Origin of the sequence: Pseudomonas sp. (assembly GCF_049300855.1) — a bacterium.
Lineage (GTDB): Bacteria > Pseudomonadota > Gammaproteobacteria > Pseudomonadales > Pseudomonadaceae > Aquipseudomonas.
On sequence record NZ_JBAQKH010000027.1, the window covers coordinates 170,834 to 183,353 of the forward strand.

A 12,520-nucleotide genomic window follows, 5' to 3' on the forward strand; every position below is an offset into this window, starting at 1 on the left:
TGCTAGTGTCGCGCCGGTTTAACGTCAACCGGAAATCGCCGCCATGGCCCGCAAAAAAGCTGCACTGGATTTCGAACAGTCCCTCGCCGACCTGCAAACATTGGTCGAGCGTCTGGAGAACGGTGAATTGTCGCTGGAAGACTCGTTGACCGCTTTCGAGCAGGGCATCGGCCTGACCCGTGATTGCCAGGCAGCGCTGGCGCAGGCCGAGCAGAAGGTGCAGGTGCTGCTGGAGCGCGATGGCGAACTCGCCGAGGAACCCTTCGACGCGGAACAGCCAGAATGATTGCGGCGTACACGGCGACCAGCCAGACCCGGGTCAACGCCGCTCTGGAAACCCTGTTCAATGCGCCGCTGCCGGAGTTGGCGCGGCTTTACCAAGCCATGCGCTACAGCGTGATGAACGGCGGCAAACGCGTGCGTCCGCTGCTGGCCTACGCCGCGTGCGAAGCGCTCGGTGGTCAAGCCGAGCAAGCCAATGGCGCCGCCTGCGCGGTCGAGTTGATCCACGCTTATTCGCTGGTGCACGATGATTTGCCGGCGATGGACGACGACGATCTGCGTCGCGGCCAGCCGACCACGCACAAGAAATTCGATGAAGCCTGCGCGATTCTTGCCGGCGACGGTTTGCAGAGCCTGGCCTTCAGCGCCCTGCTCGACCCGCGCCTGAGCGATTGCAGCAGCGACATCCGCCTGCAAATGGTCACCGCGCTGGCCCAGGCTGCGGGCCCGGCAGGCATGGTCGGCGGTCAAGCCATCGACCTCGGCTCGGTGGGCCTGAAACTCGATCAGAAAGCCCTCGAACAGATGCACCGGCACAAGACCGGCGCGCTGATCGAAGTCAGCGTCAAACTTGGTGCTCTGGCCAGTGGCCGTGCCGAGAAGGATGAACTCAAGGCCCTGCAGACTTATGCACAGGCCATCGGCCTGGCCTTTCAGGTGCAGGACGACATCCTCGACGTCGAAAGCGATACTGAAACCCTCGGTAAACGCCAGGGCGCCGACATCGCCCGTGACAAGCCAACCTACCCGGCCCTGCTCGGTCTCGACGCGGCCAAGGCTTACGCGCTGGAACTGCGCGATCAGGCCCTGCACGCCCTGCGACCGTTTGACGCGGCAGCCGAGCCCTTGCGCGAGCTGGCCCGGTATATCGTCGAGCGGCGCAACTGACGGCGTATCCGCCAAAAAAAACCAACGCGTGGGCAGGGGGCGATGCATCAGGTAAACTGCCGCATCTTTTATACCTATAACGATTCGCCTGATGCCCACGACGTTTCATGAGATTCCCCGCAAGCGCCCGACCACGCCCCTGCTCGACCGCGCGAATACGCCGGACGGCCTGCGCCGGTTAGGCGAAGCCGAGCTGGAAACCCTGGCCGATGAGTTGCGCCTGGAATTGCTCTACACGGTCGGCCAGACCGGTGGGCATTTCGGTGCTGGCCTGGGCGTGATCGAGCTGACCATCGCGTTGCATTACGTCTTCGACACGCCGGACGACCGGTTGCTGTGGGACGTCGGTCATCAGGCGTATCCACACAAGATCCTCACCGGTCGCCGCGAGCGCATGGGCACCCTGCGTCAAAAGGACGGCATTGCTGCCTTCCCGCGTCGCGCCGAGAGCGAGTACGACACTTTTGGCGTCGGCCACTCCAGCACCTCGATCAGCGCTGCGCTGGGCATGGCGATTGCCGCCCGCCTGCAAAACAGTGATCGCAAGGCGATTGCCGTGATTGGTGATGGCGCGTTGACCGCCGGCATGGCCTTCGAGGCGCTGAACCACGCGCCGGAAGTGAACGCCAACATGCTGGTGATCCTCAACGACAACGACATGTCGATCTCGCGCAACGTCGGCGGTCTGTCGAATTATCTGGCGAAAATCCTTTCCAGCCGCACTTACGCAAGCATGCGTGAGGGCAGCAAAAAAGTCCTGTCGCGCCTGCCCGGCGCCTGGGAAATCGCCCGCCGCACCGAAGAATATGCCAAAGGCATGCTGGTCCCCGGCACGCTGTTCGAAGAGCTGGGCTGGAACTACATCGGCCCGATCGACGGCCACGACCTGCCAACGCTGATCGCCACGCTGCGCAACATGCGTGACCTCAAAGGCCCACAGTTCCTGCACATCGTCACCAAGAAAGGTAAAGGCTTCGCCCCGGCGGAAGTCGACCCCATCGGTTACCACGCCATCACCAAACTGGAACCACTGGACGCTCCGGCCGCTGCGCCGAAGAAGGCCGGCGGGCCGAAGTATTCGGCGGTGTTCGGTGAGTGGCTGTGCGATATGGCCGCTGCTGACCCGCGTCTGGTCGGGATTACCCCGGCGATGAAAGAAGGCTCGGATCTGGTCGCGTTCAGTGAACGTTTCCCGCTGCGCTATTTCGACGTGGCGATTGCCGAGCAACACGCGGTGACGTTCGCCGCCGGCATGGCCTGCGAAGGCGCAAAACCAGTGGTGGCTATCTATTCGACGTTCCTGCAGCGTGGTTACGACCAGTTGGTGCATGACGTCGCGGTGCAGAACCTCGACGTGCTGTTCGCCATCGACCGCGCCGGTCTGGTCGGCGAAGACGGCCCGACCCACGCCGGCAGTTTCGACCTGTCGTACCTGCGTTGCATCCCGGGTATGGTCATCATGACCCCGAGCGATGAAAACGAATTGCGCAAAATGCTCACCACCGGCCACCTGTACAACGGTCCGGCGGCAGTGCGTTATCCGCGCGGCAGCGGCCCGAATGCGACCATTGAGAAAGACCTCGAGCCAATCGAAATCGGCAAGGGCATCGTCCGTCGTCAGGGCAGCAAAGTCGCCCTGCTGGTGTTCGGCGTGCAACTGGCCGAAGCGCTGAAAGTTGCCGAGAAGCTGGATGCTACGGTGATCGACATGCGCTTCGTCAAACCACTCGATGAAGCGCTGGTGCGCGAGATTGCCGGCAGCCACGAATTGCTGGTGACCCTCGAAGAGAACGCGATCATGGGCGGCGCCGGTGGTGCGGTCAGCGAGTTCCTGGCCCGCGAGAACATTCTCAAGTCGATGCTGCATCTGGGCTTGCCGGATGTTTACGTCGAACACGCGAAACCTGCGCAAATGCTGGCCGAGTGCGGGCTGGACGAGGCCGGGATCGAAGCGTCGATTCGTGAGCGTCTGGCTTTACTCGACAAATAAACGCAATACCTGCACAAAACCCTGTGGGAGCGAGCTTGCTCGCGAAAGCGGACTGTCAGTCGACTCATTTTTGACTGACACACCGTATTCGCGAGCAAGCTCGCTCCCACAGTGGTTTGTGTCACTGCCAAATTGAATCCGCCCCAAGCGTCAACGGACCACTGATGAACCTCTCGCGCTTCGCCCTGCCCTTCCTTCTGCTGCCAACCGCCAACGCCCTCGCCGATAACTTCGAGCGTGACCAGGCACTGAAACTGCCGGATACGCTGATCTCCGCCAACCGCCAGGTCGAAGCGCGCAACGACAGCAGCGCCGCCAACACGGTATTCACCCGCGAAGACATCGACCGCCTGCAACCGAGCGACGTACCGGATTTGCTGCGTCGCGTACCCGGCGTGCAAGTAGCGCAGGCCGGCGGGCGCGGCAGTCTGCCGGGGATTTACATTCGTGGCACGCAGTCGGCGCAAAGTCTGGTTCTGGTCGACGGCCAGCGCATCGGCAGTTCCACTTCTGGCGACAGCAACCTGCAGCATCTGAACATCGAGCAGATCGAGCGGGTGGAAGTGCTGCGCGGTTCGCGTTCGGTGATTTACGGCAGCGACGCGATTGGCGGGGTGATTCAGATCTTCACCCGACGCGGCACCGAGCAAGGCTTGCAACCACGGATGCATGTCGGCTTCGGCAGCAACCAGACGTGGGAGCGCAGTGTTGGCTTGTCCGGCGGCGATGAAAAAACCCGGTTCAATCTCGGCGCCAGCCTCGATGAAACCGCCGGGATTGATCGCACGCATGAGTCGTACCCCAGCGATGGCGATCACGATGCCTACCGCAATAAATCCGCCAGCCTGAGCCTCAGCCATGCGCTGACCGATGACATCGAAATCGGCGCCAATCTGCTGGATAGCCGTGGCAAGAGCGAGTTCGATAATCCGTTCGGCCGCTTCGACATGACCACGTTCGAGTCGGTGCAACAGCAGCCGTACAGCGATTTCGACGTCAGCAGCATCAGCAGCTATGTCGATGCGCGGATCAACGAAACCTGGAAAACCCGCGTCGAATTCGGCCATACCGAGAACCGCGAGAAGACACTGGACAAGCTCAGCGACGAGCGCACGGTGTTCAACACCTACCGCGACTCGGTGAACTGGCAGAACGACCTGACACTGGACGCGCGTAACAGCTTGATCGTCGGTGGCGACTGGTACGAAGACCGAGTCAACAGCAGCACCGCGTTCGATGAAGACAGCCGCTGGAACCGCGCCGCATTCATTCAGCATCGTTATCAGGCTGACAGTTTTTCCACCGAACTGGGCCTGCGCCATGACGATAACCAGCAATTCGGCAGCCAGAACACCTGGAGCGGTACATTCACCCTGCCGTTGAACCCGGACAATGATCTGTTGCTGAGCTATAGCGAAGGCTTCCGTGCGCCGACCTTTAACGACCTGTACTACCCGGATTTCAGCAACCCGGACTTGAAACCGGAAACCTCGAAAAGCTACGAGCTGCAATGGCGCAGTCAATTGAGCGACAGCAGCCGGCTGGAAGCGTCGATTTACCGAACCGATCTGGAAGACGCGATCATTTTCGGCAGCAACTCACGTCCAGAGAACGTGGCTTCGGCACGGATCAACGGTTTTGAAGCAGCGCTGAAGCAGGAGCTGTTCGGCTGGCAGAGCAACCTGGGCGTAGCGATCATCGACCCGCGCGATCGCGATACCGGCCACACATTGGCGCGGCGCGCACGGCGGACGTTGAGCTGGGATCTGGATCGACAGTTTGATCAGGTCAGCGTTGGAGCCAGTTGGCAGGCGGTCAGCAGCAGCTATGACGACAAGGACAATACGCAGGCGCTGGGTGGCTATGCGCTGTTCGGCTTGCGCAGCAGTTGGGCGCTGAACCGTGAGATCAAGCTGGATCTGAAGGTGGATAACGTTTTCGACAAAGGCTACAGCCGGGCGAATTACAGCTATGACGGCAGTCAGTATGGTTATCGTGAGGAGGGTCGGGCGTGGATGTTTGGCGTCACCTGGACTCCTGAGCTTTGATCTGAGATTTACAGTGTTTTGGCTGGCCTCTTCGCGAGCAAGCTCGCTCCCACATTTGGAATGCAATCCTCCTGTGGGAGCGAGCTTGCTCGCGAAGAAGTCATGCCGGCTTCAGCGGTCAGGCGCGATCAATTGGCAAAGCTTGGCGGTGGCGCTGATCATTTGGCCGCTTGGGCGCTCAAGACCTTTGTCGGTGACCAACAGTAATTTTGCTTGCTTCACCGCGGCTACCTGCGGCCACGACTTCCAGGCATTAAGTTGGGCCTGATCACTCGCCAGAATCACCTCTGGATCACGCTGCAACACCGCTTCAACACTCACCTGCGGCGCCGGCAGAATCAGGTCGGCGAACACATTGCGCGCCCCGCACACTTCCAGCGCATCACTGATGATCTGCCCGCCACCGACGGTGTACAGCGGCTTGTCCCACACTTGATAGAACACCCGCAACGGCACATCGCGGCGATAGCGCTGGCGCAGTTCTGCGAGTTGTTTGCGCAATTGCGCCGCCCGTTTCAGCCCACGCTCCGGTCGCCCCAATTGCGTGGCAATAGCTTCTATCTGGGCAGTGAGTTGCTCGAAGGAATGCGGTTCGGCGACGAAGGTCGGGATGCCCAGACGCTTCAGTTGATCACGCTGTGCCGGGCCGACGCTGCCGGGCCACAGCAACAATAAATCAGGTTTGAGGCTGAGCAGTTGTTCCATGTCGAGTTGGCCATAACGACCAACAGAGGGGACGCTGGCGATCGCCGCCGGCCGCTCCCCGGCATCGAGAACACCGACCAACAGATCTGCCGAATCCAGCTCAACGACAATTTCAGAAAGCGACGGCGCGAGGCTGACCACCCGCAGGTTCGCCAGCACCGGGCCACTGACAGCCAGCAGTAGAATCGCCAGCCAGAGACGGCGCATCAGCCGAGCTGACGGGGGATACGGTAGAGATAAAACAGCACCGCCGTGGACAGTGCCAGCAGCATCAATGGCACCGCTTCCAGACCAACGAACACTGCCAGTGCGCCGATCCACGCCGGCAAGGCTGCCGCAAGAAACGCCGCACGACGACGTGCTGCAAGAGCAATCCATGCGGCCGGCTCGTCTGGAGTATCGAGGGCTTTTTGTGTGGCGATCAGCGCGTGTTTGTAGCGGCCGAAAAACTTCAGGCTGACAAACATCGATGCCACACCGGCAATGAAGAACGGCATCGCCAGCACCGGCAGAATCCCTTCGCCCTCACCGAACAAGGCGTTGAGCACGAACAGCGGCAGCAGCGCCAGTGCGAGGTATTTCCACCAATCAACCGATAACCGGCGCCGCACCTGACCCCGCGTCACGCGCGATCGACCTCGCCCTGATGCTCGTTGCCCATCATGTGATCGAGCTTGCTGGCCTTGGTCGCCAGATAGAGTTTGTTGTGCGGGTTGTGACCGGTGTGCAGCGGCACGCGCTCGGCGACGGTAATGCCCATGTCGGTCAAGGCTTTGACCTTGCGCGGATTGTTGGTCATCAGGCGCAGGGACTTCACGCCCAGATGCTCGAGCATCGGCAGGCACATGGCGTAGTCACGCTGATCAGCGGCAAAGCCCAGACGCTCGTTGGCTTCAACGGTGTCGGCGCCGCCATCCTGTAATTCGTAGGCACGGATCTTGTTCAACAAACCGATGCCACGACCTTCCTGACGCAGGTAGAGCAATACACCACGGCCTTCACGGGCGATGGCCTTAAGCGCGCCTTCCAGTTGCGAACCGCAGTCGCAACGCTGGCTGAACAAGGCATCGCCGGTCAGGCATTCGGAGTGCAAACGGCCGAGAACCGGGGCACCGTCGGCAAATTCACCCAGGCTCAGCACGACGTGCTCGCGGCCGGTGGCTTCATCGAGAAAACCGTGCATGGTGAATTGCGCAAAAGGCGTTGGCAGCTTGGAAGCGGCGACAAAGACGACAGGCACCGGTGTGCTCCTGATCTAAAGAGTCTGAAAATTCGCAGGCCGGCATTGTAACAGCAGGTTCCTACAGACGCTTAGGCTGAATTATCGGGCATAACGATCAAAAAGTTTGATAACTGCGCCTCCTGTGGGAGCTGGCTTGCCAGCGATGGCGGTATATCTGCCGCCACTCTGGTGACCGACTCACCGCTATCGCTGGCAAGCCAGCTCCCACAGCGTTCTTTATCAGTCGGGCAATCGCGTCAGTTCGAGCCGAAGGGATACGGCTGCTTCCACTTCTCGAAGATCGGCTTCAACTCACCGCTCTTCACCAACTGCTCCATGCGTTGGTCATACAGCGCCATCAGGGTTCGTGCCTGTGGCGTGTCGGCAAAGCCAAGAAACAGCGGCAACTCGGCCAGATGCGAATAGCGATATTGCGTTTGGTCGGCCGCCGTTTTCACCACCGCTTCAATCTCGGTCAGCGCATCGATGTAGTAATCCGCCCGCCCCTGCTTGAGCATCGACAGAATGCCGGTGCGCCGCTCGATCTGGTTGTAACGCTTGATATTGGGCAGGTAGTTTTCATAGCGATAACCGCGTACCCAAGCCAGCCGATACTTGCCCAGCGTCGCCTGGGTGGGCGAAGGATTGCTCGCCAGACCCAACGCATAGATGTGGTCGGAATCGAAGTTCCAGTGCGGGTACAAGACCTTTTCGGCTTCGTCGCGATAGGAGCCGACCAGCGCATCGACCTCCTTCAACTGCACCAGCCCCACCGAACGGGTGTACGGCACGCTGCGGATATCCAGCTTGACCCCGGCCGGTTCAAACACCTTGCGCAACACGTCCCAACCGAGGCCATGGCCGTCGGCGGCGGTGTAGTCTTCCCAGTCTTCGCTGGCCAAGTGGATGACCGCCGGCGTCGGCGCAGCTTCTTGCGCACCGGCCACGGTGCTCAACAAAGCCAAAACCACTAGCGCCAACCAGCGTCGAGCCATCCCTAGTCCCCTCACTTGACCCTGATATCCCTTGGAATCAGGCGAAAATCCACACCAATCCCTGCATCGCCAGCCAGGCAAACACGCCGGCCAGCACGTCGTCGAGCATGATGCCGACGCCGCCATGCACATGCCGGTCGATCCAGCGGATCGGCCATGGTTTGAGAATGTCGAAGAAGCGGAACACCAGAAAACCCGCGAGCAACCAGTACCAGCCTTCCGGCACCAGCCACAGGGTGATCCACATCCCGACCATTTCGTCCCAGACGATGCCTTCGTGGTCGTGCACTCGCAGATCGTCGGCGACTTTGCCGCACAGCCAGAAGCCGAACAGCATGGTGATCCCGAGCATCAGCCAGTAACCCCAGTCGGGCAACATCTGCCACAACGGGATAAAGGGTAGCGCAACCAGCGAGCCCCACGTGCCCGGCGCCTTGGGCAAGGTGCCGGAACCAAAGCCGAACGCGAGGAAATGCCAGGGATTGCGCCAGACCGACGGCGGAACGAATTCGGCCGGAACCTGTTTCGGGTGATCTGTCACGGTGTCTCCTGAAAATGTTGATAGCCCCGGATTTGCGGGGTGATGTCGTGCCCTTCGCGATCCATCAGGACCACGCCCTGACCTTCTGAGACACGACCGATCACGTGGATCGGCCAGCCATTGGCCAGCAGCGCCGGCAACTCGACGGACGGTAGGGTAAACGCCAGCACGTAATCATCGCCACCACTCAACGCCGCGCGCTCGGCACCACGCTGACCGAGAAACGCCACTAAAGCATCCGACAGCGGTACGCGCTCGCGTTCAATCTCAAGCCGCACCTTCGACGCCAGTGCGATGTGGCCACAGTCGGCGAGCAGGCCATCAGAGATATCCAGCGCCGAGGTGGCTTTACCGCGCAGGGCCTGACCGAGGGCCAGTTGCGGTTGTGGCGACCAGTAATGATCGAGCAGCGGTTGGGCGATATGCGCTTCGGCATCACGTTGACCGAGCACCAGCGGCAGCGCGCCGGCGGCATTGCCCAACTCACCGCCGACACAGAGCAAGTCGCCCGGTTGCGCGCCGCTACGGGTCAATGCCTGACCCGCCGGCACTCGACCAAACACTGTGACTGTCAGGCTCAACGGCCCGCGTGTGGTGTCGCCGCCCACCAGCGCGACGCCGCAACTCTGCGCCATACGGTTCAAACCGTGGGCATAGGCTTGCAGCCAATCGGCGGTCACCGTCGGTACAGTCAGGGCAAGGGTAAAGGCAACGGGTGTGGCGCCCATGGCGGCCAGATCGCTGACCGCGACGGCCAGCGAGCGCTGACCGAGCAGAAACGGATCGCAGGGGTCGGCGAAATGCACACCGGCCACCAGCGTATCGGTAGAAATCGCCAGCTGTTCCCCGGAAGGAACAGCGAGCAAGGCGCAGTCATCGCCGATCCCCAGAGCAACGCCTTCGCCGCCCTGCGCACAAGGCGCGGCGGCGAAGAAGTTACGGATCAGCTCAAACTCGCCCATGGCTGAGACAAAGGATTCAAGCGCCGATCAGCGCTTGAACGCCTTCACTTCAGCTTCACGCAGGCGCGGGGCCAGCTTGTCGAGCACACCGTTGACGAACTTGTGACCGTCGGTGGAACCGTAGACTTTCGCCAGTTCGATCCCTTCGTTGATCACAACGCGGTACGGCACGTCGACGCGCTTGAGCAGTTCCCAGGTCGACAGGCGCAGTACGCACAGTTCAACCGGGTCCAGCTCTTCGATGGTCAGGTCCAGGCACGGTGCCAACGCAGTGTCGATCTCGGTCAGACTGGCCGGAACACCGTGCAGGATGTCGTGGAAGTAGCTGGCATCGGCGAAGGTGAAATCGTTATCGACGCGGAACTGCGCTTCGATTTCGTTCAGCGAAGTCTTGGCCATGTGGCGCTGGTACAACGCTTGCGTCGCCAACTGACGGGCAGCGCGGCGCTTTTCACTTTTCGAAGGCTTGCCGGCGTCGGTTGGACGCGGCTCGCGCGGGTTGAAACGATCGCTTTCGTCGCTAATCACTTGGCCTCCAACTGTGCCAGCAGGCTGACCATTTCCAGAGCGGACAGGGCAGCTTCGGCACCTTTGTTACCGGCCTTGGTGCCGGAACGTTCGATGGCTTGCTCGATGGAATCAACGGTCAGGACGCCGAAAGCGACCGGCACGCCGAATTCCATGGACACCTGGGCCAGACCCTTGGTGCATTCGCCCGCCACGTATTCGAAGTGCGGAGTACCGCCACGAATGACCGCGCCGAGGGCGATGATGGCTGCGAATTCACCTTTCTGGGCGACTTTCTGCGCAACCAGCGGGATTTCGAAGGCGCCAGGTGCGCGGATGATGGTGATGTCGCTTTCGCTCACGCCGTGGCGAACCAGGGCATCAACTGCACCGCTGACCAGGCTTTCAACAACGAAGCTGTTGAAACGGCCCACTACCAAAGCGTAGCGGCCTTTAGGGGCGATGAAGGTACCTTCGATGGTCTTCAGGGTCATTCGTCAGTTCTCTTAAAGAGCCGGGACGCGTCTGCTACGCGTCCCTCAGTGATTTATTTGCCGCGAATCGGAGCCCGGAAACAACCGGTCATTATTCGGAGGGCACGTATTCTACAACTTCCAGATCGAAACCGGATATCGCATTAAATTTCATTGGTGCAGACATCAGGCGCATTTTGCGCACACCGAGGTCACGCAGGATCTGCGAACCGGCACCGACGATGCTGTAAGTGGTCGGTTTTTTCGGCGCGGGCTGATCACCGGTTTCACGGATATGCGCCAGCAACACGTCGCCATCGAGCGGGTGACCGAGCAACAGCACCACACCGCTGCCCGCCTCGGCAACCGCCGCCATGGCGGCGCGCAGGCTCCAGCGGCCCGGCTGTTTGACCATCAGCAGGTCGCGCAGCGGGTCCATGTTGTGCACGCGAACCAGCGTTGGCTCTTCGGCGCAAACAGTGCCCAGGGTCAGCGCCATGTGCACGTCGCCTTCCACCGAATCACGATAGGTCACCAGGTTGAATTGGCCCAGTTCGCTGTCCAATGGCTGCTCGGCAATCCGCTGAACGGTACGTTCGTGGATCATCCGGTAGTGAATCAGGTCGGCGATGGTGCCGATCTTGATGTTGTGTTCAGCGGCGAAAGCTTCCAGTTCGGCGCGACGGGACATGGTGCCGTCGTCGTTCATAACTTCGCAGATCACGCCGCTCGGTTCGAAACCGGCCATGCGCGCCAGGTCGCAAGCGGCTTCGGTGTGGCCAGCGCGAGCGAGGGTGCCGCCAGCCTGAGCCATCAGCGGGAAGATGTGGCCCGGGCTGACGATGTCTTCAGCCTTGGCGTCCTTGGCGGCTGCCGCTTGCACAGTGCGCGCACGGTCAGCGGCGGAGATGCCGGTGGTGACGCCTTCGGCCGCTTCGATCGAGACGGTGAACTTGGTGCCGAAACCGGAACCGTTGCGCGGCGCCATCAGCGGCAGCTTCAACAGTTCGCAGCGCTCACGGCTCATCGGCATGCAGATCAGGCCACGGGCGTGCTTGGCCATGAAGTTGATGTGTTCGGCCTGGCAGCATTCGGCGGCCATGATCAGGTCGCCTTCGTTCTCGCGGTCTTCGTCATCCATGAGGATGACCATCTTGCCTTGGCGGATGTCTTCAACCAGTTCTTCGATGCTATTGAGCGCCACAAGGCACCCCCTTCAGTCAGGATTTGAGATAGCCGTTGGCGGCCAGAAAGCTTTCGGTGATCGTGCCGCCAGGCTTTTGTGAAGAGCCGGGTTCTGCGGCCTTGTCGCCCAAGAGCAGACGCTCCAGATAACGCGCCAGCAAATCGACTTCCAGATTCACCCGGCGACCTGGCGTGTACGACGCCATGATGGTTTCGCTCAGGGTGTGCGGAATGATCGTCAGCATGAATTCGGCGCCATCGACCTCGTTCACGGTCAGGCTGGTGCCGTCGACGGTGATCGAGCCTTTATGGGCGATGTACTTGGCCAGTTCTTTCGGCGCGCGGATGCGAAATTCAACGGCGCGGGCATTGTCACTGCGCGAGACGATTTCGCCGACACCGTCGACGTGGCCGCTGACCAGATGCCCGCCGAGACGGGTGGTCGGGGTCAGGGCTTTTTCCAGATTGACCGGGCTGCCGCTTTTCAGGTCATTCATGGCGGTGCAGTCCAGCGTTTCACGGCTGACGTCGGCGGCAAAGCCGTCGCCCGGCAGCTCGACGGCCGTCAGGCAGACGCCGTTGACCGCGATGCTGTCGCCGAGTTTGACGTCGCTCAGGTCGAGCTTGCCGGTGGCGACGTGGACCCGCACATCACCGCCCTTTGGGGTCAGTGCGCGGATACTGCCGATGGATTCGATGATGCCGGTAAACATGGGGTTCTC

The 12,520-nt window shown here is 61.0% G+C and carries 14 protein-coding genes; 4 read left to right on the plus strand and 10 right to left on the minus strand.

The window, feature by feature from the left end; genetic code table 11:
- Nucleotides 1-43 precede the first annotated feature (43 nt).
- The 4 genes from WA225_RS13675 (at nt 44) to WA225_RS13690 (ending at nt 5,208) form a co-directional block, all read left to right on the plus strand.
- Entirely contained in the window at nt 44-286 is a 243-nt protein-coding gene (locus tag WA225_RS13675; RefSeq protein WP_003228627.1) for an exodeoxyribonuclease VII small subunit, read from the plus strand.
- Nucleotides 283-1,170: a (2E,6E)-farnesyl diphosphate synthase gene (gene ispA / locus WA225_RS13680; RefSeq protein WP_422608333.1), complete on the plus strand. Its 888-nt coding sequence runs from the start codon at nt 283-285 to the stop codon at nt 1,168-1,170. The genes WA225_RS13675 and ispA overlap by 4 nt, the downstream gene beginning before the upstream one ends.
- Nucleotides 1,171-1,261: 91 nt before the next feature.
- Nucleotides 1,262-3,160: a 1-deoxy-D-xylulose-5-phosphate synthase gene (dxs, locus tag WA225_RS13685; protein WP_422608334.1), complete on the plus strand. Its 1,899-nt coding sequence runs from the start codon at nt 1,262-1,264 to the stop codon at nt 3,158-3,160.
- A 164-nt stretch (nt 3,161-3,324) separates the two neighbouring features.
- Nucleotides 3,325-5,208: a TonB-dependent receptor domain-containing protein gene (locus WA225_RS13690; RefSeq protein ID WP_422608335.1), complete on the plus strand. Its 1,884-nt coding sequence runs from the start codon at nt 3,325-3,327 to the stop codon at nt 5,206-5,208.
- A gap of 111 nt (nt 5,209-5,319) precedes the next feature.
- Here the strand turns inward: WA225_RS13690 and WA225_RS13695 are convergent, their stop codons facing one another.
- From WA225_RS13695 to WA225_RS13740, 10 genes are all read right to left on the minus strand, one after another.
- Entirely contained in the window at nt 5,320-6,120 is an 801-nt protein-coding gene (locus WA225_RS13695) for a cobalamin-binding protein (RefSeq protein ID WP_422608336.1), read from the minus strand.
- Nucleotides 6,120-6,539, minus strand: a complete 420-nt coding sequence (locus WA225_RS13700) for an MFS transporter (RefSeq protein WP_422608337.1) — start codon at nt 6,537-6,539, stop codon at nt 6,120-6,122. Before WA225_RS13700 ends, WA225_RS13695 begins: the two co-directional genes overlap by 1 nt.
- Nucleotides 6,536-7,153 carry a GTP cyclohydrolase II gene (gene ribA / locus WA225_RS13705; RefSeq protein ID WP_008081835.1) on the minus strand — a complete coding sequence of 206 codons (618 nt, stop codon included), beginning with the start codon at nt 7,151-7,153 and terminating at the stop codon, nt 6,536-6,538. The genes WA225_RS13700 and ribA overlap by 4 nt, the downstream gene beginning before the upstream one ends.
- Nucleotides 7,154-7,392: 239 nt before the next feature.
- Nucleotides 7,393-8,130 carry a substrate-binding periplasmic protein gene (locus WA225_RS13710; protein ID WP_422608338.1) on the minus strand — a complete coding sequence of 246 codons (738 nt, stop codon included), beginning with the start codon at nt 8,128-8,130 and terminating at the stop codon, nt 7,393-7,395.
- A gap of 37 nt (nt 8,131-8,167) precedes the next feature.
- Nucleotides 8,168-8,671, minus strand: coding sequence for a phosphatidylglycerophosphatase A (locus WA225_RS13715; RefSeq protein ID WP_007910933.1), 504 nt, complete (start codon nt 8,669-8,671; stop codon nt 8,168-8,170).
- A complete protein-coding gene (gene thiL / locus WA225_RS13720; protein WP_422608339.1) occupies nt 8,668-9,633 on the minus strand; it encodes a thiamine-phosphate kinase in 966 nt (321 codons plus the stop codon). Before thiL ends, WA225_RS13715 begins: the two co-directional genes overlap by 4 nt.
- Before the next feature lie 27 nt (nt 9,634-9,660).
- On the minus strand, nt 9,661-10,161 hold the full coding sequence (gene nusB / locus WA225_RS13725; RefSeq protein WP_016984114.1) for a transcription antitermination factor NusB: 501 nt from the start codon (nt 10,159-10,161) through the stop codon (nt 9,661-9,663).
- A complete protein-coding gene (gene ribE / locus WA225_RS13730) occupies nt 10,158-10,634 on the minus strand; it encodes a 6,7-dimethyl-8-ribityllumazine synthase (RefSeq protein ID WP_003228649.1) in 477 nt (158 codons plus the stop codon). The genes nusB and ribE overlap by 4 nt, the downstream gene beginning before the upstream one ends.
- Nucleotides 10,635-10,725: 91 nt before the next feature.
- Nucleotides 10,726-11,817, minus strand: coding sequence for a bifunctional 3,4-dihydroxy-2-butanone-4-phosphate synthase/GTP cyclohydrolase II (gene ribBA / locus WA225_RS13735; protein WP_008081846.1), 1,092 nt, complete (start codon nt 11,815-11,817; stop codon nt 10,726-10,728).
- 16 nt (nt 11,818-11,833) lie between these two features.
- Nucleotides 11,834-12,511, minus strand: a complete 678-nt coding sequence (locus tag WA225_RS13740) for a riboflavin synthase (protein ID WP_422608340.1) — start codon at nt 12,509-12,511, stop codon at nt 11,834-11,836.
- Between the last annotated feature and the right edge of the window lie 9 nt (nt 12,512-12,520).

What these genes read in the sequence shown, in the direction of transcription:
- WA225_RS13675 (WP_003228627.1), top strand. Translation starts at nt 44, where the DNA reads ATGGCCCGCAAAAAAGCTGCACTGGATTTCGAACAGTCCCTCGCCGAC.
- ispA (WP_422608333.1), top strand. Translation starts at nt 283, where the DNA reads ATGATTGCGGCGTACACGGCGACCAGCCAGACCCGGGTCAACGCCGCT.
- dxs (WP_422608334.1), top strand. Translation starts at nt 1,262, where the DNA reads ATGCCCACGACGTTTCATGAGATTCCCCGCAAGCGCCCGACCACGCCC.
- WA225_RS13690 (WP_422608335.1), top strand. Translation starts at nt 3,325, where the DNA reads ATGAACCTCTCGCGCTTCGCCCTGCCCTTCCTTCTGCTGCCAACCGCC.
- WA225_RS13695 (WP_422608336.1), bottom strand. Translation starts at nt 6,120, where the DNA reads ATGCGCCGTCTCTGGCTGGCGATTCTACTGCTGGCTGTCAGTGGCCCG.
- WA225_RS13710 (WP_422608338.1), bottom strand. Translation starts at nt 8,130, where the DNA reads ATGGCTCGACGCTGGTTGGCGCTAGTGGTTTTGGCTTTGTTGAGCACC.
- thiL (WP_422608339.1), bottom strand. Translation starts at nt 9,633, where the DNA reads ATGGGCGAGTTTGAGCTGATCCGTAACTTCTTCGCCGCCGCGCCTTGT.
- ribE (WP_003228649.1), bottom strand. Translation starts at nt 10,634, where the DNA reads ATGACCCTGAAGACCATCGAAGGTACCTTCATCGCCCCTAAAGGCCGC.
- WA225_RS13740 (WP_422608340.1), bottom strand. Translation starts at nt 12,511, where the DNA reads ATGTTTACCGGCATCATCGAATCCATCGGCAGTATCCGCGCACTGACC.